General features: G+C 57.2%; 19 protein-coding genes. 12 read left to right on the top strand and 7 right to left on the bottom strand.

The genetic code is table 11. The annotated features are described in order from the left end of the window. Window positions 1-3: 3 nt before the first annotated feature. The 4 genes from ACR0L9_RS02025 to ACR0L9_RS02010 form a co-directional block, all read right to left on the bottom strand. Complete coding sequence (locus ACR0L9_RS02025; protein ID WP_480894530.1) at window positions 4-1,659, bottom strand: alpha-glucosidase; 1,656 nt, start codon at window positions 1,657-1,659, stop codon at window positions 4-6. A gap of 9 nt (window positions 1,660-1,668) precedes the next feature. Continuing rightward, window positions 1,669-2,817 carry a carbohydrate ABC transporter permease gene (locus tag ACR0L9_RS02020; RefSeq protein ID WP_170392558.1) on the bottom strand — a complete coding sequence of 383 codons (1,149 nt, stop codon included), beginning with the start codon at window positions 2,815-2,817 and terminating at the stop codon, window positions 1,669-1,671. A 12-nt stretch (window positions 2,818-2,829) separates the two neighbouring features. After that, window positions 2,830-3,837 carry a carbohydrate ABC transporter permease gene (locus ACR0L9_RS02015; RefSeq protein WP_170402173.1) on the bottom strand — a complete coding sequence of 336 codons (1,008 nt, stop codon included), beginning with the start codon at window positions 3,835-3,837 and terminating at the stop codon, window positions 2,830-2,832. Between the two features lie 65 nt (window positions 3,838-3,902). Then, a complete protein-coding gene (locus ACR0L9_RS02010) occupies window positions 3,903-5,258 on the bottom strand; it encodes an ABC transporter substrate-binding protein (RefSeq protein ID WP_170512843.1) in 1,356 nt (451 codons plus the stop codon). A gap of 214 nt (window positions 5,259-5,472) precedes the next feature. On the opposite strand from ACR0L9_RS02010, the gene ACR0L9_RS02005 reads away from it, so the two are divergent. Beyond that, the gene (locus ACR0L9_RS02005; RefSeq protein WP_170392561.1) at window positions 5,473-6,504 is read left to right on the top strand and encodes a substrate-binding domain-containing protein; all 1,032 of its coding nucleotides are present in this window, start codon (window positions 5,473-5,475) and stop codon (window positions 6,502-6,504) included. Window position 6,505: 1 nt separating this feature from the next. Then, window positions 6,506-7,825, top strand: coding sequence for a GH1 family beta-glucosidase (locus ACR0L9_RS02000; RefSeq protein WP_480894528.1), 1,320 nt, complete (start codon window positions 6,506-6,508; stop codon window positions 7,823-7,825). 34 nt (window positions 7,826-7,859) lie between these two features. Here ACR0L9_RS02000 and ACR0L9_RS01995 read toward each other — a convergent pair whose 3' ends face one another. Continuing rightward, entirely contained in the window at window positions 7,860-8,399 is a 540-nt protein-coding gene (locus tag ACR0L9_RS01995; RefSeq protein ID WP_170513516.1) for a ZrgA family zinc uptake protein, read from the bottom strand. Window positions 8,400-8,630: 231 nt separating this feature from the next. On the opposite strand from ACR0L9_RS01995, the gene ACR0L9_RS01990 reads away from it, so the two are divergent. Continuing rightward, window positions 8,631-9,899, top strand: a complete 1,269-nt coding sequence (locus ACR0L9_RS01990; RefSeq protein WP_480894525.1) for an imelysin family protein — start codon at window positions 8,631-8,633, stop codon at window positions 9,897-9,899. Window positions 9,900-9,988: 89 nt separating this feature from the next. Here ACR0L9_RS01990 and ACR0L9_RS01985 read toward each other — a convergent pair whose 3' ends face one another. After that, window positions 9,989-10,138 (bottom strand): hypothetical protein, encoded by a 150-nt coding sequence (locus ACR0L9_RS01985; protein ID WP_480894935.1) that lies wholly within the window; start codon window positions 10,136-10,138, stop codon window positions 9,989-9,991. Here ACR0L9_RS01985 and ACR0L9_RS01980 point away from each other — a divergent pair. The 9 genes from ACR0L9_RS01980 (at window position 10,088) to speB (ending at window position 19,688) form a co-directional block, all read left to right on the top strand. Continuing rightward, window positions 10,088-10,321 (top strand): (2Fe-2S)-binding protein, encoded by a 234-nt coding sequence (locus ACR0L9_RS01980; RefSeq protein ID WP_480735683.1) that lies wholly within the window; start codon window positions 10,088-10,090, stop codon window positions 10,319-10,321. The genes ACR0L9_RS01985 and ACR0L9_RS01980 overlap by 51 nt on opposite strands. Then, window positions 10,269-10,754 (top strand): bacterioferritin, encoded by a 486-nt coding sequence (gene bfr, locus ACR0L9_RS01975; protein WP_170392566.1) that lies wholly within the window; start codon window positions 10,269-10,271, stop codon window positions 10,752-10,754. The genes ACR0L9_RS01980 and bfr overlap by 53 nt, the downstream gene beginning before the upstream one ends. Window positions 10,755-10,770: 16 nt before the next feature. Beyond that, entirely contained in the window at window positions 10,771-12,261 is a 1,491-nt protein-coding gene (locus tag ACR0L9_RS01970; RefSeq protein WP_480894523.1) for a di-heme oxidoreductase family protein, read from the top strand. Window positions 12,262-12,264: 3 nt separating this feature from the next. After that, window positions 12,265-13,275, top strand: coding sequence for an imelysin family protein (locus ACR0L9_RS01965; RefSeq protein ID WP_170392568.1), 1,011 nt, complete (start codon window positions 12,265-12,267; stop codon window positions 13,273-13,275). 3 nt (window positions 13,276-13,278) lie between these two features. Continuing rightward, entirely contained in the window at window positions 13,279-14,364 is a 1,086-nt protein-coding gene (locus ACR0L9_RS01960; protein ID WP_480894521.1) for a DUF1513 domain-containing protein, read from the top strand. 102 nt (window positions 14,365-14,466) lie between these two features. Further along, window positions 14,467-16,356, top strand: coding sequence for a biosynthetic arginine decarboxylase (gene speA, locus ACR0L9_RS01955; RefSeq protein ID WP_170819336.1), 1,890 nt, complete (start codon window positions 14,467-14,469; stop codon window positions 16,354-16,356). A gap of 22 nt (window positions 16,357-16,378) precedes the next feature. Next, entirely contained in the window at window positions 16,379-17,590 is a 1,212-nt protein-coding gene (locus ACR0L9_RS01950; protein WP_170646680.1) for a saccharopine dehydrogenase family protein, read from the top strand. 89 nt (window positions 17,591-17,679) lie between these two features. Further along, window positions 17,680-18,849, top strand: a complete 1,170-nt coding sequence (nspC, locus tag ACR0L9_RS01945; protein ID WP_480894519.1) for a carboxynorspermidine decarboxylase — start codon at window positions 17,680-17,682, stop codon at window positions 18,847-18,849. Next, the gene (speB, locus tag ACR0L9_RS01940) at window positions 18,846-19,688 is read left to right on the top strand and encodes an agmatinase (RefSeq protein WP_480894517.1); all 843 of its coding nucleotides are present in this window, start codon (window positions 18,846-18,848) and stop codon (window positions 19,686-19,688) included. The genes nspC and speB overlap by 4 nt, the downstream gene beginning before the upstream one ends. On the opposite strand, the gene ACR0L9_RS01935 is transcribed toward speB, so the two are convergent. Further along, window positions 19,685-20,275 carry an HD domain-containing protein gene (locus ACR0L9_RS01935; protein WP_170564393.1) on the bottom strand — a complete coding sequence of 197 codons (591 nt, stop codon included), beginning with the start codon at window positions 20,273-20,275 and terminating at the stop codon, window positions 19,685-19,687. The two genes, speB and ACR0L9_RS01935, sit on opposite strands and share 4 nt — an antisense overlap. Window positions 20,276-20,348 lie beyond the last annotated feature (73 nt).

The following is a 20,348-nucleotide window of genomic DNA, read 5'->3' as shown; positions in this document are numbered from 1 at the left end:
GGTTTACCTCTTTTCCCGAGCCAATAGACAGAATTGAGCGGCATCCAGCGTCACGTTGCTTTCCCCGCGAACGCCGCCCAACTCCTCCCCGATCACTTGCCAGTCACCTTCTGGCAGGGTCACGTCAACCGGACAGTCACCCAGATTGAAGGCGCAGAAGACCTGCTCGGCTTCATCCTCTCGGGTGAAGGTCAATACCGAACCGATTTGTGACATCCCTGTCTGCGCGCCGGACATCAGCGCTGAGTGCGCATGACGCAATGCAATCGCATGGCGGTAGTGGTGCAGTATCGACGCTGGATCTTTTTCCAACCGATCCACCGCCCGCTCGGCCTGCGCAGCGCTGACTGGCAACCAGGGACGGCTCGTGCTGAACCCGGATTGTTCGTCCTGTGCGGCCCAGACCATCGGAGTACGGCAGCCATCGCGACCTTTGAATTCCGGCCAGAATTCAATACCATAGGGGTCTTGCAAATCTTCGAACGCAACATCTGCCTCGGGTAGCCCCAGTTCCTCACCCTGATAAAGACAGGCTGAGCCACGCAGGCACATCATCAGAACGGCGTGCTGCCGGACAGCTGCATCGTCCAAACCCCAACGCGAAGCATGGCGTTGCACGTCGTGGTTTGAGAAGGCCCAGCATGGCCATGCATCACCCGCCTTGTCCTCAAGCTGGTCAAAAACCTGCTTTGCGTAAGCTGCCGTCAAAGCCCGCTTTTCGAGGAACTCGAAAGCATAACACATGTGCATCCGTTTATCGCCGCTGGTGTATTCGCCCATAATCTCAAGCCCGCGCTGCGCGTCGCCGACCTCACCCAGACAGGCGCGGCCCTCGTATTCGTCAGTCAGGGCGCGCAGCCTTTCCAGGAAGGCGATATTCTCGGGCTGACTTTTGGAATAGAGGTGATCCTGATGGTTATACGGGTTCACCATCGGCGCAATTGATGAGTTCCTCTGATCCATCGGCAGGCCAGGATTGTCACGTAGCTGGGCGTCGTGGAAATAGAAATTGATGGTGTCCAGACGGAACCCGTCGACCCCCATATCCAGCCAGAAGCGCGCCACATCCAGCAACGCATCCTGAACTTCCTTGCAGTGGAAGTTCAAATCCGGCTGCGAGGTCAGGAAGTTGTGCAGATAATACTGCAACCGCCGCGCATCCCACTGCCACGCCGAGCCGCCAAAGATCGAAAGCCAGTTATTCGGAGGTGTCCCGTCGGGTTTGGGATCAGCCCAGACATACCAATCGGATTTCGGGTTCTCGCGGCTGGCGCGGCTTTCGTTGAACCATGGATGCTGATCTGAGGTGTGGGATAGCACCAGATCGATCATCACCTTCAACCCATGCGCATGGGCTTGATGCAGCAGCTCTTTGAAATCTCCCATGGTGCCGAACATCGGATCGACATCGCGATAGTCGCTGACATCATAACCGAAATCCTTCATCGGAGATTTGAAGAACGGCGAAATCCAGATTGCATCAACCCCCAGCGAGGCGATGTAGCCTAACCGCTGGGTGATACCCTTTAAGTCTCCGATCCCGTCACCGTTGCTGTCCTGAAAGCTGCGCGGATAGATCTGATAGATCACCCCGCCCCGCCACCAATCTGACGCCGACTTGGTTTTTTCGAATGCTGTCGCGTTGGTCTGCACGTTCATCACACGCCCTTATTTTACGGAACCGGCCAGCAAGCCGCGAACCAGATATTTCTGCATTGCAAAGAAGACTGCCAACGGCACCGCGATTGAGACAAACGCCGCCGTGGCCAAGATTTCCCAGTTACCGCCCCGCGTACCCAGCAGCTCGACGATACGGTTGGTCATTACCGTTGTCTGGCCGCTGGCATCGATCAGGAAGACTTTGGCAACCAACAGATCGTTCCATGTCCAAAGGAACTGGAAGATCGCAAAGGATGCCAGTGCCGGAAAGCTAAGCGGCAGGATCAACTTGGTAAAAATCTGAAACTCGGTTGCGCCATCTACCCGGGCGTTCTCAATCAGGTCACGAGGCAGCCCGGCCATGTAGTTACGCAATAGGTAGATCGCCAATGGCATCCCGAACCCGGTATGGGCCATCCAGACCCCCAGGTATCCTTTGCCGATCCCGATATTGAGATGCAGTTTCAGCAACGGGATCAGCGCCAGCTGCAATGGCACCACCAATAGGCCAACCACCGCAGCGATCAGCAGGGCACGCCCCGGGAAATCCATCCATGCCAGCGCGTAAGCCGCAAATGCTGCGACAAGAATCGGGATAATCGTCGCCGGGATCGTCACCGTCAGGGTATTGAAGAACGCCTTGCCCATACTGTCGGAACTGCTTTCGTTGAACAGAACATGGGCATAGTTTTCCAAGGTGAATTCAGGCGGCAGAGTAGTCGTCACAAACACGCGAGGGCCGCGCTTGCCCGAAAACTCTTCTGCGTTTTCCATCCGATAGTCACCGTTGGCCTGAACCGTGATCGTCCCGCCACGACGAAGCTCAGCCGTTTCGCCCGGAGCAAAGGCATCAATCGCACGGGAATTCACACCCCATCGCGAAATGTCCGAGGCCCGATCACCATCGAAGATATTGCCTTCGATCACATAGAGACCATCCTGCAAAACTTGCGTTTCAGGTGCCGCCGCGCGCAGAGTCAGGTTTTGTTCCGACGGGAAGAGCGCCCGCCACCAGCCGCTGCTGGAAATCTGGTCCGCTGTTCTGAATGACGAGATCAACAAACCGAGTGTTGGGAAAACCCAAAGCACCACAAGCAGCACGACCGAGGCGTGAACGACCCATCTTAGGGCTGGGCGGGTTCCTGCAATATCGCTCATAACCCCGTCCTCCTACTGCATTTCTTTGCGCGCATTGCGCACGTTCCAGATCAGGATCGGCGTCACCAGCAACATGATCACCATGGCCGATGCCGATCCCACGCCCCAGTCATTGGCGCGGAACATCTTGTCGTACATGTAATTGGCCAGAACCTGCGTCTCCCACTGGCCGTTGGTCATCGCAAATACGATGTCAAAGACCTTGAGGACCACGATGGTGATGGTGGTCCAGACCACCATGATCGTGGTTTTGATCTGCGGCACTTTGATCTTGAAGAAAATCTGGAACGGATTGGCCCCGTCCAGAATGGCGGCCTCGATGGTTTCTTCCGGGATGCCGCGCAGCGCGGCGGACAGAATGACCATGGCAAAGCCGGTTTGTATCCAGACCAGCACGATCATCAGGAAGAAATTGTTCCAGAAAGGCAGGGTCAGCCAGGTGTGTGTTTCGGTTCCACCAAAGAAGATGTAGATCGCGTTCAGGACGCCGATCTGATCCTGATCGGCCGGACGCGCATCATAGACCAATTTCCAGATTACCGAGGCGCCAACGAAAGAAATCGCCATCGGCATGAAGATCAGCGACTTGGCGACGTTACCCCAGCGGATGCGATCCGTTAGCTGCGCCACGAGCAGGCCAAATGCGGTGGACATGGCAGGTACAACAATCAGCCAAAGCATGTTGTTGCGCATCGCCTCCCAGAATTTCGGCTCGGCTACCATCTGGGTATAGTTGTCAAAACCCGCCCATTCATATCCGCCTCCGGCTACGCGATCAGTCAGAGACAGGCGCAGCGTCTCAAACACCGGATAGGCAAGATAGACCCCAAGGGCGAGGATCGCGGGAAGCAGAAACAGCCAGGGCCGGATCATATTCGCGCGGTTGATATTGCGACCCGCGTTCGGTCCACGCGCAGGGAACAGGACTTTATCCAGAAATTGGTTGGACAGGTAGAAATAGCCCACGCATCCCGACACACCGATTACGATTGTTAGCAGGCCCTGAATTGCCGGATTCATGGCGTCCTCTCCCTTGCTAGGGTTTCGGGCAACCTGATTGAAAGGTTGCCCGAAGGTTCAGCGGATTACTTGATTGCGTCCCAAGATGACTGGATTTCGCCGGTGACTTCTTCGGCGGATTTCCCGCCAGTATAGTCAACCATGCCGGTCCAGAACGTACCCGCACCCACGGCGCCCGGCATTAGGTCCGAGCCGTCGAAGCGGAAGGTGGTCGCGCCCAGTAGAATGTCACCCAGACCGCGCAGAGTATCATCCTTATAGGCTTCGGTGTTCACGCCCTTATGCGGGGTCAGGAATCCGGTTTGTGCCATCATGACTTCATGTGCAATCGGTTGCTTGAGGAACTCCATGAACGCGCTGGTCGCATCCGATGGATTGCTTACCGCCATCAGAGTACCGCCACCCAGAACCGGGTTACCCAAGTCCTTGTCTGCGAAAGACGGCATGTAAAAGAAATCTGCATCCAGGCCGAACTCGACATCTTCGGGGAAGAAGGCCGGAACAAAGGACGCCTGACGGTGCATGTAGCACTGGGGCGGCGATGAGAACATGCCTTTGGGGCTGTCGCGGAAGTCAGTCGAGGCGACAGCATCTGACCCACCCGAGACCTTGGCGTCATCACGCGCAAACCAGCCAAACTCTTCGATTGCGGCGATAACGCGCGGATCGTCAAATGGGATCTCGTTTGTCACCCACTGGTCGTAAACCTCGGGCGGCTGAGTCCGCAGCATCATGTCTTCAACCCAGTCGGTCGCGGGCCAACCGGTGGCGGCACCCGATCCCAGGCCAATGCACCACGGGGTTTCGCCATCGGCGACGATCTGCTCGGTCAGGGCCTTCAGTTCTTCCATGCTCGTCGGCACTTCGTATCCGGCATCCTCGAAGTTTTCCGGGTTATACCAGACCAGAGACTTGACGTTCACATTGTAGAAGAAGCCATACATCTGGTCATTGCCGTCGGCGTCTTTGTAAGTGCCAAGATCAACCCAGGAATCGCCAGCCGCATAATTGTCACCAACCCAGGCCGCCATATCTTCACCCAGCGGTGTCAGCTGCCCTTTGGATGCCATGATCGCCGCCAGTCCTGGCTGCGGGAAGACCGCGATATTGGGGGCTGATCCTGCCTCGGCATCGATAACGATCTGCTGCTCGAAACTGTCGGAACCGGTATAGATCACATCTGCGCCAGTCGCCTCTTCGAAATAGGCAATCATGTTGTTGAAGTAACCGTCTTCCGGGGTCAGCCACGGACCAAAAATCGTGACCGTCTGACCGCTCAGATCCGGGGCGCTTTCGGCCCAGGCATTATAGCTGTCCCAGTTGAACGGCCCCTCGCCCGGCGCGAAGACCAAATCTTGTGCTTGTACCGACCCGGCCAGCAGAGCGATCGCCGCCGCACCCGAATAAAGTGCGTGTCTCATGAGTTCTCCTCCCAATATTTTCGGCGCAAACGAGATTCGTTTTCAAAGCGCTTTGGATGCGGTACTTTATCCGCTAACATTCAGATCCTGTCAATATCTCGCCTGCTAACCCCTAAAAAACTGCCATTCTAAGGCATTCTCTCGAAACATGTTGACTGAGCCAGGTTTTCACAACAAAACAAATGGGAATCAATTTGAAGGCGCTTTGAGTGAAATGAACCTAAAGCAACTCTCTGAGATCCTCGGCCTTTCACAAACGACCGTCAGCCGCGCGCTGAACGGTTACCCGGAGGTCAGCGAAGGGACGCGCATCCGGGTTCAGGCTGCTGCGAACAAGCATGGTTACCGCCCCAACAGCCGCGCAAAGGGGCTAGCGACAGGGCGGTCTATGGTCATCGGCCATGTGATTCCCACCTCGTCCCGGCACGAAATGGTCAATCCGATTTTCGGAGATTTTGTGGCAGGCGCAGCCAAAACCTATGCGGCGAACAATTATGACATGATGTTCACGCACGCGCCGGACACATCAATTGAAGAATCCTATCGCAGCCTGTTCAATCGGGGCGTCGTAGACGGCGTGGTCCTGCAAGGCCCCAAGGTACGAGAGCCGCGCATCTCGGTATTATCGCGCCTCGGCGTGCCCTTCATTGTTCATGGCCGGTCGACCTACGCCAAAGAGCCCTATGATTGGATCGATGTGAACAACCAGCGTTCATTCGAACGCGCTACTCGGTTTTTGATCGATCTGGGCCATCGGCGCATCGCCTTGATCAACGGGCTCGAGGAAATGGATTTCGCGCGTCGGCGGAGGAACGGCTATCTGGCGGCGCTCAAAGAAACCGGGATCTCGCCTGATCCAAACCTGCTGCGCAGCGCTGAGATGACCGAGATTTATGGGCATCAGACAGCCTGCGACATGCTGAAGCTCGACGACCCGCCAACAGCAATTTTGGCCTCTTCGATTATCTCTGCGGTTGGAGTCCGGCGCGCACTGGAAGAAAGCGGCCTGAAAATGGGGCGCGATATCTCAGTGATCGCTCATGATGACGAGTTGTCATACATGCGCAATGGTATGGATGTTCCAATTTTCACCGCAACGCGCTCGTCGGTCAGACACGCGGGCGAGGTGGCTGCCGAAATGCTGATCGAGCGGATCAACGCTCCGGATGACCCACCCAAAACGCGCTTGCTGGAGGCTGAACTTGTCGTCGGCAGCTCGACGGGGCCAGCCCCACAAAGGATGTGAGATGAAGTACAAACGCGCAGATTTCCCGCCAGATTTTCAGTTTGGTGTGGCGACGTCGGCCTATCAGATCGAGGGACACGCCAATGGGGGCGCAGGCAAGACCCATTGGGACAGTTTCGCTGCAACTCCAGGTAACGTCGCCAATGCGGAAAACGGAGATTTGGCCTGCGATCACTATAACCGGTTCGAACAGGATCTGGATCTGATCCGGAGCGCAGGCTTCGACTGTTACCGGTTTTCAACCAGTTGGGCGCGCGTGCTGCCCGAAGGGCGCGGACCGATCAATCAGCAAGGCTTGGATTTCTATGATCGCCTGACCGATGCGCTGATTGAACGCGGCATCAAACCCTGCGCAACGCTGTATCACTGGGAACTCCCGTCACCACTCGCCGATCTGGGCGGTTGGCGAAACCGGGATATCGCGAATTGGTTTGCAGACTTCACCGAGATCATCATGGGCCGCATAGGCGATCGGGTGTTCAGCGTCGCACCTGTCAACGAGCCTTGGTGTGTAAGCTGGCTGAGCCATTTCGAAGGCCAACATGCCCCCGGCTTGCGCGACATCCGGGCAACCGCGCGCGCGATGCATCATGTATTGCTAGCCCATGGCCGCGCAATCGAAACTATGCGCGGATTGGGCATGTCGAACCTTGGCGCAGTGTTCAACCTTGAATGGGCGGAACCTGCTGACGACAGCGATGAGGCTCAGACTGCGGCGGCGCTTTACGACGGGATTTACAACCGCTTTTTCCTGGGCGGCGCATTCAAGAAATCCTACCCTCAGAATGTTCTGGAAGGATTGGAGCCGCATCTGCCGGACAAGTGGCAGGATGATTTCGACACGATAGCTGCACCTGTCGATTGGTGTGGTCTCAATTACTATACGCGCAAGTTGATAACGCGCGCAGATACGTCTTGGCCTTCCTTGACCGACGTCCCCGGCCCCTTGCCAAAAACGCAAATGGGGTGGGAAATTGATCCGGCAGCCCTGTCCCGTTTCCTGATCCGGACCGCGCAAGAGTATACTGGGGACCTGCCTATCTACGTGACCGAAAATGGCATGGCGAGCGCAGAACGTCAAAACGACGCTGACAGAATTGACTACTTGAACCAGCATCTTGCCGAAGTGTGTAATGCCCTGGACCACGGCGTTCCGATCAAGGGATATTTCATCTGGTCCCTTCTCGACAATTACGAGTGGGCGCTGGGATATGAAAAACGGTTCGGGCTGGTCGATGTAGATTTCGAGACGCTGGAAAGAAGGCCAAAGGACTCCTACCGCGCGTTGCAGGCCGCATTGGTCCGGGATCAGTCTGGTTGACCGTCAAGCTTTGCTACTGCGGGCACACGCCGGTTCAGTTTGGCACCTTCAAATGTGGCGTTTGGCGTTCCACCGTAAGGTTCTGTGTGGCCGAGGATGATGTCAGCTCAACAAACAAGCGCTCGGCGCGCGCAAACCGTTCGAAATAGGTGAACTGGATTGAAGTCACTAACGACGGCTCCTGACACTGCACCAGATAGTCGGCCTGAAATTCGGTGTGATGCGCGGCATTATCGCTGACTTGCCCCTCATCCTGAACGAAGACATCACCAACAAGCGCGACATTGGCCGTTGCAGTCACACACCCCGCTTCAGGCGGCACCTCAAAGATCTCAAGCGGTTTAGAAAGGTCCGAGATTGCGACGGCAACATCCGCCCTCTCATCTTCGTTCTCGGCAGTGTGCTCGAACCCAACAATATCTACGCCTGGCACTTCAAGCGTCAGGCTAAATCCGGTTTCAACAAATGAAATTGCCATATGACCCGCGCCATGAGTATGCGCTTCGATGGCGGTCTCTGCCTGCGCCATCAGCGCGGCTGGTATTAGCGCAAGAACAACGGCCGCGCGTTTCATTCTGTTCACCATTAACCAAACAAACCGTAGGGCATTTTAATACAATTGCGCCTCAGCGCAATGTTCGCCGGGTGCCTCGGGCTCCCCAGATATGGTTAGTCAGAAATGGGAATAATACCTGACAATAAAACTCAGGTTGACATTACTGACTATTTCTCTAAGAAATTGCCGCATCCAGCCCCGCTGCGTCTGCCGGGGTCCGAATCCCGCTAAGAAAGAAAAGTGTTCCACATGACCAGATTGTTCAACGCGGCCAGTGCCCTGACCTTGTGTATCGCAAGTACAGCTGTCGCCGAGGCCCCGTCCAAAGCCGATGTTCTGACCACATACTCCAATATCGCCGAAGCCAAATATGACGACAGTCTGATTGCAGCAAAGAAACTGCAAGCTGCCGTCAACGCCCTCATTGCTGACCCGTCCGATGCCACTCTGAACACAGCCCGTGCCGCATGGATCGCCGCGCGCGTGCCGTATCAGCAGACCGAGGTTTATCGCTTTGGCAACGCCATCGTCGACGATTGGGAAGGCAAGGTGAACGCATGGCCTCTGGACGAGGGCATGATAGACTATGTGGATTCCTCCTACGGCGGCCCCAGCGATGAGAACGAGTTTGCCGCGCTGAACGTCATCGCCAACCCCAGCTTTGATCTGTCTGGCGAGACCATCGACGCCAGCGAAATTACCCCTGCCCTGCTGTCGGATACGCTGCACGAGGCTGACGGGATAGAGGCGAACGTCGCCACCGGCTATCACGCCATCGAATTCCTGCTGTGGGGTCAGGACCTGAACGGCCACGGCACGGGCGCAGGAAGTCGTCCTTATACCGATTATCTAGTTGGTGACGGCTGTACAGGTGGCAACTGCGATCGCCGCGCCCAGTATCTGAAAGCGGCAACCGATCTGCTGATAAGTGATCTGGAATGGATGACTGCCCAGTGGGCCGAAGATGGTGACGCACGTGCCGCTCTTGCCGCAAATGAAACTGCTGGCGTTAGTGCGATCCTAACCGGCATGGGTTCGCTGTCCTACGGCGAGCAGGCGGGTGAGCGTATGCGCCTCGGCCTGATGTTGAACGACCCCGAGGAAGAGCAGGACTGCTTCTCAGACAACACCCACAATAGCCATTACTATGACGGCCTGGGCATCCAGAATGTGTATTTGGGCAGCTATACCCGCATCGATGGCACGCCTGTTTCGGGTGCATCCCTATCGGATCTGGTGACCGCAGCCGATCCGACGCTTGATACAGAGATGAAAGCCAAGCTGGCCAACACCATGCTGGCGCTAGGCCGTATCAAATCAACCGCCGAAGCGGGTTTTGCGTATGACCAGATGCTGGAACGCGGCAATGAAGGTGGCGAAGCGCTGATTATGGCTGGCGTCAATGGACTGGTCGATCAAACCAAGACCATCGAACGCATCGTGACCGTGCTGGAGCTTGACCAGATTGATTTCGAAGGCTCGGACAGCCTGGATAACCCTGACGCGGTATTCCAATAGGCATCATGGCCGGGCGCATTTTTAGTGCTCTCGGCCTTTCTCAACATCGAGTGTGGCGTCTTGGCACTGGACGCGTCCTCAATAACCTACTATTTCACTAGGAAATAGCATACCCCGACTGAGTCGCCATGATCGTTTGCCAATGTACCAACATCTCTGACCACGACATCCGAGCGGCGATCGATTGGATGCGCACGGCAGACCCACAGACCATCATCACTCCCGGCAAGATCTATCATGCCCTTGGCAAGTCAGCGGATTGCGGCGGATGTATGCCGCTTTTCCTAGACACAATGCGCGCAGACGATAATCTTAAAGTCCCCATGCAGCTTCGGTCATTGCGATCCGAAGTATCACAGGAGAAAGCACATGAAGGGCGATCCCAAGGTCATAGAATACCTCAACAAATCACTGCGGCATGAACTGACGGCGGTCAGCCAATACTGGCTACATTACCGCCTGCAAGAGGATTGGGGGCTTGGCCATATGGCCAAGAAAAGCCGTGAGGAATCCATTGAGGAGATGGGCCATGCAGACAAGCTGATCGAGCGGATCATCTTTCTGGAGGGCCACCCCAACCTGCAGAAACTTGACCCACTCCGCATCGGGCAGACCCCGAAAGAAACACTGGAATGCGATCTAGCCGCCGAACAAGACGCGCGGGCGCTTTATGTCGAAGCGCGGGAATACTGCCGCGAGGCCGGCGACTATGTGTCCATGGGCCTGTTCGAAGAATTAATCAGCGACGAAGAAGGACATATCGACTTCCTCGAAACGCAGCTCGACCTTTATGAAAGGATTGGCGAAGCCAATTATGCGCAACTTAACGCATCCAAGATGGACGAAGGCGAGTAAGCTTGCCCTTGCATCGGTGGCCGCACTCACGGCCACCTCTTCCCAAGCCACCGAGCTGCGGGACCCTCATCTAAATTTCCTTCCAAGAACTGCCGAAGAACGCGCCCGGATCGACGCTGTCACAGCAACGCCGGACGACTTCAGTGTGCCGCAACGGTTCGAAGAACTGTCCGCTGGTGCTGCGACTGTGCGGGCGCGCACTGATGCGGACGCGTTTTCTCAGCCCTCCGCCAATTTAAGCTTCGAACAGGAGCTGGACTTCAAAGTCGGCAACGGGTTGTTCAAAAAGATCTGGGTCTCGTCTCCGTCGTCCACTCTGGCTTCGGACGGTTTGGGTCCGCTATACAACGCCCGCTCGTGTCAGCGCTGTCACATCAAGGACGGGCGCGGTCATACGCCTAACGGCCCGGATGACAATGCCGTCTCGATGTTCCTGAGAGTTTCGGTTCCCGGCAAGCCAGAGGGCGCGCCTGCCGAGATCGAAGACTATATCGCCACCCTGCCTGATCCGAGTTATGGCACTCAACTGCAGGATTTCGCTCTGGCAGGCCATCCCGCAGAATATCGGCTGGACATCACGTATGAGGAAGTCCCCGTCGCGCTGTCCGATGGCGAAATGGCCTCGCTCCGCCGCCCCAGCTATAAGGCCGCCGATTTAGGCTATGGCCCGTTGCACCCGGACGCGATGCTTAGCCCTCGAGTTGCGCCGCAGATGATCGGACTGGGGTTGCTGGAATCAATTCCGGTTGAGGACTTGCTGGCCAAAGCCGATCCTGATGACGAAGATGGCGATGGTATCTCGGGCCGTCCGAACATCGTATGGTCGACGGAATTTGGCGAACCAATGATGGGCCGCTTTGGTCACAAGGCCGGGATGCCCACGGTGATGGAGCAATCGGCGGCGGCCTTCGCAGGTGATATCGGCATATCAAGTCCGCTTTACCCCGCGCCGCACGGCGATTGCACCGAATTGCAGGCCAACTGCATTGAGGCACCGCACGGTGACAGCGATGTGCGGGGATTCGAGATTGACGCAATTGGCATGGACCTCGTCGCCTTCTACAGCCGCAATCTCGGTGTTCCGGCGCGCCGAGACACCGATGACCCTGAAGTGCTGCGCGGGAAAGAAGTGTTTCTTGCCTCGGGCTGCGCATCCTGCCACACGCCTGCATATGTCACCCACAGGATGCCCGATAGGCCCGAACAGAGCTTCCAGCTTATCTGGCCCTATACCGACCTGCTGTTGCACGACATGGGCGAGGGTCTGGCCGATAACCGCCCCGAGGCCCGCGCAACGGGCCGCGAATGGCGCACGCCGCCTTTGTGGGGCATCGGCCTGACACAGCGCGTCTCGGGCCACACCCAATTCCTGCACGATGGTCGCGCGCGATCCCTGCTTGAAGCCATCCTTTGGCATGGTGGCGAGGCGCAGGCCGCCCGCGACACGGTTGTTTCAATGCCAAAAGCCGACCGCGACGCCCTGATCCGCTTTCTTGGGAGCCTCTGACCCATGCGTAGCCTTACTTTCGCCGCCGCCCTGCTAGTGCCCTTGGGCGCCTTTGCTCAGGATCGTGCTCCGATTTTGATGGATGTGACCGAAACGCATATTCTACCGCGCTTTGCAGAGCTGGCTGACGCAACCGGTGCTTTGTCGACCACAGCCCAAACAGATTGCGAACCGGAGTCAGACGACCTGCGCGCTGATTACGCCACGGCATTCGATAGCTGGATTTCGGCCAGCCATTTACGTTTTGGGCCGTCCGAGGCTGACGATCGCGCTTTTGCACTGGCTTTCTGGCCAGATACCAAAGGATTCACGCCCAAAACCCTGTCCCGACACATCGCCAGTGAAGACACTGCCGTCGACGACCCCGATGCCTTTGCCGAAACCTCAATCGCCGGGCGCGGCTTTTTTGCATTGGAACGAATGCTCTTTGATCCAGCGATGACAGAACAAGGAAGCGCCGACTATCGTTGCGCGCTTATCCGCGCCATCACCACTGATATCAACCGAAATGCCGTCGCGATCAACGCGGACTGGCAAAGCTACGCACCACGACTGACGCAGCCGGGGGACAACAGCCCCTATCGCTCGGGCGATGAGGCAATGCAGGAGCTGTTCAAGGCGCTTACAACGGGGCTAGAGTTCACAGCCGACACACGCATTGGACGCCCTTTAGGAACGTTCGAGCGTCCGCGCCCGAACCGTGCTGAAGCGCGGCGGTCCAAGCGGTCGTTGCATCATGTCACGCTGTCTCTGATCGCCCTGCGTGACTTGGCCGCCCGTCTGTCCTTTGACCACCCCGAGATTGCTGCAGATCTGGATGCCGGTTTCGCGCGGGCCATCGACCGGGCTCAATCACTGGACGACCCCGCCCTCGCCGGTGTTGCGACACCGCAAGGTCGCGTCCGCATCGAAGCGCTGCAGCAATCGATCAACGACATTCGCGAGATCGCCGCGACCGAGCTTGGCCCGACGCTCGGCATCAGCGCCGGATTCAACTCACTGGATGGGGATTGACCATTGACGAACCGCCGCGAATTTCTTGCAGGCCTTGGTGCCGCCAGTCTTGCTTCGGTGCCGGGCTGGGCGTCCGTCGGCGCGCCCCGCTATCTGGCCGCTGCCTTATTCCCAGATGGTAGCTACCGCCTGTCCGGCCTGGATAACTCGGGCGCAGTTTTGTTCGCTATACCGCTACCCGCGCGCGGGCACGCCGCCGCGGCCCATCCGTTCAAAGCCCAAGCGGTCGCCTTTGCCCGCCGCCCCGGGACCTTTGCAATTGCAATTGATTGTACAGATGGTTCTGTCCTAAAGCGGCTGGAGGCACCCAATGGCCACCACTTCTACGGGCATGGTGCATTCTCGGCTGATGGAACACAGTTTTTCACAACCGAAAACGACTATGAGGCCGCAGAAGGTGTGGTTGGCGTCTGGGACGCGATCAGCTTCGCACGGCTGGGAGAGTTCTCGTCAGGTGGGATAGGCCCCCACGACATGCGCTTGCTGCCCGGTGGCGACATACTGGTCGTCGCCAATGGTGGCATCGAGACACACCCCGACAGCGGTCGGACCAAGCTAAATCTGCCAACGATGCAGCCCAACCTGAGCTATCTCGACATTTCGGGTTCGATTTTGGAGCAAGTGGAGCTACCCCGCGCGCTGCACAAAAACTCGATCCGCCATCTTGCGGTGCGTGACGATGGTCTAGTGGGTTTTGCAATGCAATGGCAAGGCAGCCAGACCAAGTACCCTGCCCTTCTGGGGCTTCACCAAAGGGGCGAAAAGCCTCGCCTTTTGTCAGCGCCCGAAACGCAGCAAAGAGAGTTGCAAGGGTATGCTGGCAGCATTGCCTTTTCCACCGATGGCCAATCGGTTGCGATCACCTGTCCGCGAGGCGATGCATTGCACCGTTTCGACGTAAATAGCGGAGCATTCATCGAAGCTTTAGTGTTCGAAGATGTTTGCGGTTTAGGCGCCGGCAAGGCTGGGTTGGCGTTTACCACCGGAACCGGTGCATTTGGCACTCTGACGACCACCGGCGCCGAAATCACCGCGCGGTCGGATTGCCAGTGGGACAACCACCTGATCCCGATCCGTACATACGGCTAGAATTCGGCGGCGAACCCTCTCACAGTTTACACTTGGACGAATCAAACCGCTGCCGTATTGGCAGGCGCTAAACCAGCACACCCAAGTTAAGGACTGATCTGATTGAAACAGACGCCCGACGCACCGCATTCCATCTACGGGGTTGAGAAATGGGGCCATGGCCTCATTGAGGTGACAGAAAGGGGCGAGATAGCTCTGCGCAATCCGATGGCCCCCGAGGCCGAGGCAATCAGCCTGCCGGGCATCCTCAGCGATCTGGACGACCGGGGGATCAAAGCCCCGATGGTTTTGCGTGTTGCGTCTTATCTAGAGCATGAAATCGCGCACCTGAACGAGAGCTTTGCCGAGGCAATCGCGCGCGTAAACTATAAGGGCCACTATCGCGGTGTTTTTCCGATCAAGGTGAACCAACAGGCGCAGGTGGTCGACCGGATCGTCGAGTTCGGCAAGAAATACAATTATGGCCTTGAAGCAGGATCAAAACCTGAACTGGTGGTGGCCCTGGCCCATCGCCTGGCCCCCCAAGCGCTGATCGTCTGCAATGGCGTCAAGGATGCTGAATTCATCCAATTGGCGATCCTGTCTCGCAAGATCGGGTTCAACACCGTCATCGTTCTGGAAAGCCCAAAAGAGGCCAATACCGTCATCGAGGTCTATAACCAACTGGGGATCGAGCCCCTAATAGGCGTTCGGGTCAAATTGACCAATCAGATCAGCGGCAAATGGGAAGAAAGTTCGGGCGACCGTTCCGCCTTTGGAATGAACACCGACCAGCTTGTTGCCACCGTGGACAAGCTCAAAGCGGCGGGTTTGCTGCACTGCCTCAAGCTGCAACATTCGCATCTGGGTTCACAGGTGCAAGACGTTAACGATGTGCGCCGCGCTGTTGGCGAGGCATGCCGGTATTACACCGAACTCTCGCGTGAAGGTGTACCACTCAGCTATCTGGATCTCGGCGGCGGCATGGGGGTGGATTACACGGGCGAAAAAAAGGCCGCGGAAAACTCGATCAACTACACGGTCGAGGAATATTGCGCCAACGTAGTCGAAACCGTGGCTTACGCCATGGACGAGGCTGAAATCGACCACCCCACACTGATCACCGAAAGCGGCCGTGCGGTGGTTGCGACGTCGTCCATGCTGGTCTTCAACGTGTTGGAAAGCACACTCTACGACGCCCCGGACGGACCAATGGCCGAGCCCGATGACCACCACATGGTTTCGGACCTCGCCGCAGTACACGGCTATCTCAGCAAGGATCGGCTGCAGGAATGCTGGAACGACGCAACTTTCTATCGCAATGAATTGCGCGCGCTTTTCAGGCGCGGGTATGTCGACCTGCGCCAGATGGCCCGAGCCGAGCGCATCTACCTGTCCCTTATGGCCCGTCTCAAGGCCTTGGCGGCAAGTGATGATCTGGACACGGAAGTGGATGACCAGCTTGAGAAGGTCGCAGACATCTACCATTGCAACTTCTCGCTGTTCCAATCCCTCCCCGATGTCTGGGCCATCGACCAATTACACCCGATCGTGCCGCTGCAAAGCTTGAATGAAACACCAGACCGCCGCGCGGTCCTGTCCGACATTACCTGCGACAGCGACGGTAAGATTGACCGGTTCATTTTGGCCGACGGCGTGTCCCCCAGCCTGCCGGTGCATTCGCTGCCCGAAGAAGGCGAGTATTTCATGGGCGTCTTCTTCGTTGGCGCCTATCAGGAAACACTTGGCGACCTACACAATCTGTTCGGCGACACCAATGTTGTCACCATCGACCTGCGCACCGACGGTGGCTTCGACTTGCTGCATGAACAAGAGGGCGACACAATTTCTCAAGTCTTGTCTTATGTGGAATTCGACCCGCAAGACTGTGTCGCCGCGTTCCGCAAAATGGTGGACGAGGCGATTTCGACCGGTACTCTGCAAGCCAAGGACCGAAAAACCCTGATGAGCGCCTATCGCGACTCGATCAACGGCTACACCTATTACGAATAACCCCTTGAGAGGAGACTATCCCATGGGCAAAACACTGGTTGTCGGCGCGGGCGGCGTGTCCCACGCAGCCGTGCACAAAATGGCGATGAATTCGGACATCTTTACCGAGATAACGCTCGCCAGCCGAACCAAGTCAAAATGCGATGCCATCGCAGCGGCCGTTAAGGACCGCGTCGGTGTGGACATCGCGACTGCCGAGTTGGACGCGTACAAGGTTGAAGACACAGTCAAACTGATCAAAGAAACGGGTGCAGAAATCCTCGTAAACCTGGCCCTGCCGTATCAGGATCTGGTTCTGATGGACGCGTGTCTTGAGGCCGGCATCCACTATCTCGACACCGCGAACTATGAGCCTGAGGACGAGGCCAAGTTCGAATACCACTGGCAATGGGCCTATCAAGAGCGGTTCAAAGAGGCTGGTTTGACTGCCATCCTCGGCTCGGGCTTCGATCCGGGTGTTACATCCGTCTTCGCCAAATGGCTGAAGAAGCACAAGTTGGATACGATCCGTCAGATCGATGTGCTGGACGCGAATGGCGGCAGCAACGATCAAGAATTCGCCACCAACTTCAACCCGGAAATCAACCTGCGCGAAGTGCTGGCCGAGGTGCGCCATTGGGAAAACGGCGCATGGCAGCACAGCCCGGCGATGACCCACAAGGTCGAGTTCGACTTCCCCGCCATCGGCCCCAAGAACATGTACCTGATGTATCACGAGGAACTGGAGTCGCTCAGCACCCATTTCCCCGAGATTGAGCGTGCCCGCTTCTGGATGACCTTCGGCGACGCCTACATCACCCACGCCAAGGTGCTGGAAAACGTCGGTATGACTCGCATTGACCCGGTGATGCATGACGGCAAGGAAATCATCCCGATTCAGTTCCTGAAAACCCTGCTGCCCGATCCCGGCGATCTGGGCGCGGAGACCAAGGGCAAAGCCTGCATCGGTGACATCGCCACAGGTCAGGCCAAGGACGGCTCGGGCGAAAAGACCTATTATATCTACAACATCTGCGATCACGAGGAATGCTACCGTGAGGTCGGCAGCCAAGCCGTCAGCTACACCACCGGCGTCCCCGCCATGATCGGTGCGGCGCAGGTGCTGAAAGGCAATTGGCGCGAACCGGGCGTGTGGAACATGGAGCAACTCGACCCTGACAACTTCATGGACATGCTGAACGAACATGGTTTGCCATGGCAGGTCCACGAACTCGACGGCCCCGTCGATTTCTGATCCGCATCAGCTTCATCTGGCTAAAAATATCTCGGGGGGTCCGGGGGCAGCGCCCCCCCCGGCCTCTCCACAATCCGGAGACACCCGAATTGTCCGACATGATGACCACCCAAGCCGGAGATGCCGGAGCTTTCCGCAATTTCGACTTCAACCGCGTGCCCACCCCTTGCTTCGTGGTCGATGAGAAAGCCGTGGAGCGCAACCTGACCATCCTCTCCGAGATCGGCACCTGCTCCGGCGCACATGTCCTGAGCGCGCTCAAGGCGTTTTCCATGTTCTCGCTGGCCCCACTGGTGCGCCGACACCTTGGCGGCACCTGCGCGTCCGGCATCTATGAGGCGCGGCTGGGGCGCGAGGAATATGGCGGCGAGGTCGCAACCTTCTGCGCCGGATATAAAGACGCGGACATGGACGAAATCCTGTCGCTATCGGACCACATCATCTTCAACTCACCCGCGCAAAAGGACCGCTTTCTGGCAAAAGCCCAAGCCGCCGGCGTACAGGTCGGTCTGCGCATCAATCCGGAACATTCCGAAGGCGAAATCCCCAAATACGACCCTTGCGCGCCCCGCTCGCGTTTGGGCACGCCGGTCAGCCAATTGATCGCCGAGACTATGAGTGGCGTGGACGGGCTGCACATGCACACGCTCTGCGAACAGGGGTTCGCGCCGTTGCAGCGGACATGGGACGCGGTTGAGCCAAAGCTCAAACCATACCTTGGCCAACTCAAATGGCTGAACTTCGGCGGCGGGCATCATATCACCCGTGATGACTATGACCGCGACGGGCTGGTCGCCTTCATCAAATCCATCCGTGAGATACACGGTATCGACGTCTATCTGGAACCCGGTGAGGCGGTGGCCCTGGATGCGGGCATTCTGGTTGGCGAAATCCTCGACTTGCCGACCAACGGTATGACCCTTGCGATCACCGATATCTCGGCCACCTGCCATATGCCGGACGTCATCGAAGCCCCCTATCGCCCCGCCCTCATGGATGAGGCCGAGGCAGGCCATACCTATCGCCTGGGCGGCCCGTCCTGTCTGGCGGGCGACGTGATCGGTGACTACACATGGGACAAACCACTGGAAATCGGCCAGCGCTTTGCCTTCCTCGATCAAGCGCATTATTCGATGGTCAAAACCAACACCTTCAACGGAGTTCCGCTGCCGACTATAGCGCTGTGGAACAGCGAAACGGACGAACTGAAAATCATCAAACAGTTCGGCTATGACGACTTTAAAGGCCGCCTCTCATGAGTATTTTCCTCGACAGTGAACTGTCCGCATCCGAGCGCACCGAGGACGCGCGGTTCCGTGTGATCCCTGTGCCGCTAGAACGCACCGTATCTTACGGGGCGGGCACCGCCAAAGGCCCGGACGCAATTATCGAAGCCAGTAATGAACTGGAACGCATCACTGGCGACGCCGAGCCCTGCGTCGAGGGGATCTTGACCGAAGAACCCGTTGACTGCGATGCAGCGTTGTCAGAGATAATGGAACGCCTAGCCCAACGCACGGAAGCGGCCGTTCGCGCCGGCAAAATCCCGGTGACGCTAGGTGGAGAGCATTCACTTAGCTACGGCGCAGTGTTGGGTGTTGCCCGCGCTCTAAACCAACCGATTGGTATCGTGCAGATCGACGCCCATGCTGATCTGCGCAACGCCTATCAGGGCGAGAAACATTCTCACGCCTCAGTCATGCATCTTCTTGCCGAAGAAGGTATCCGTCTGGCTCAATTCGGCGTTCGCGCCTTTTCGACCGAAGAAGCCCAAAGCCGCCTGAGAAACCACGTGTTTCATGTGGACGCCGAAGAACTGGTTACCGGCAACATCCACTCGGTTGATCTGCCAAAGGATTTTCCCGAACTGGTGTACGTCAGCTTTGACGTTGATGGGCTGGACCCGGCAATCATGCCCGCCACTGGAACACCCGTCCCAGGCGGGCTGGGATATTATCAAGCCCTGCGCCTGGTGGAACACGCCCTGAAGGGCCGAAAATGTGTGGGTTTCGACGTCGTCGAACTGGCCCCGAACGGCAATGCCGCCTGGGATTTTACCGCCGCCCAGATCGTCTATCGCCTGATGGCCGCCTGTTAAGCCTCGGCGGTCTCATTCAGTTCCATGTGCCCTTCGCCCTTGTTCAGAACGCGGCGTAGCATGGGCTCGAAGAACTCCAGCGGTTTGGTCGGATAATCCGGGTCGAACGCCTTCTGATCATATTCATGACAAAAATAGCGGCAGTCCTCCCAATACGGACTGTCGCGATATTTGTCGCGGGCATTCCGATCACCACCTAGATGATGATTGTAGTAGTAGCCCTGAAACACGCAGTGGTGCTTGAGAATCCAGTGTGTCTTCTCACTGACATAGGGCTTCATCATCGCGGCGGACAGTTCCCCGTGATTATAAGGCGACAAGATATCGCCGGTGTCATGGATCAGGGCAGCCACAACCAACTCTTCGTCAGCGCCGTCCTCATACGCTCGTGTCGCGGCCTGTAGGCTGTGCTGATAGCGATTTACCGGATACGGCGTCCATTCTTCGTCCAGTGAACGAATGGCGTCCAGTATGCGATCCGGCAAAGCAGCGTTGTAGCTGTCTTCATACTCCATGACCGCATCCCAGTCGGCCTTGGTCGCCTCTTCAAAACTGGTCCAGGTGGGTTTGTGGCTCTTGTCCAGCATCGCGCGAATCCTTTGGCTACGTTAGTCAAATCACTTTAAAGCGGCAGATATAGGCAAAAAAATGAATTGATTT

This window comes from Ruegeria sp. I3 (assembly GCF_056532525.1).
This window is presented reverse-complemented; position numbering and strand designations above follow the sequence as displayed.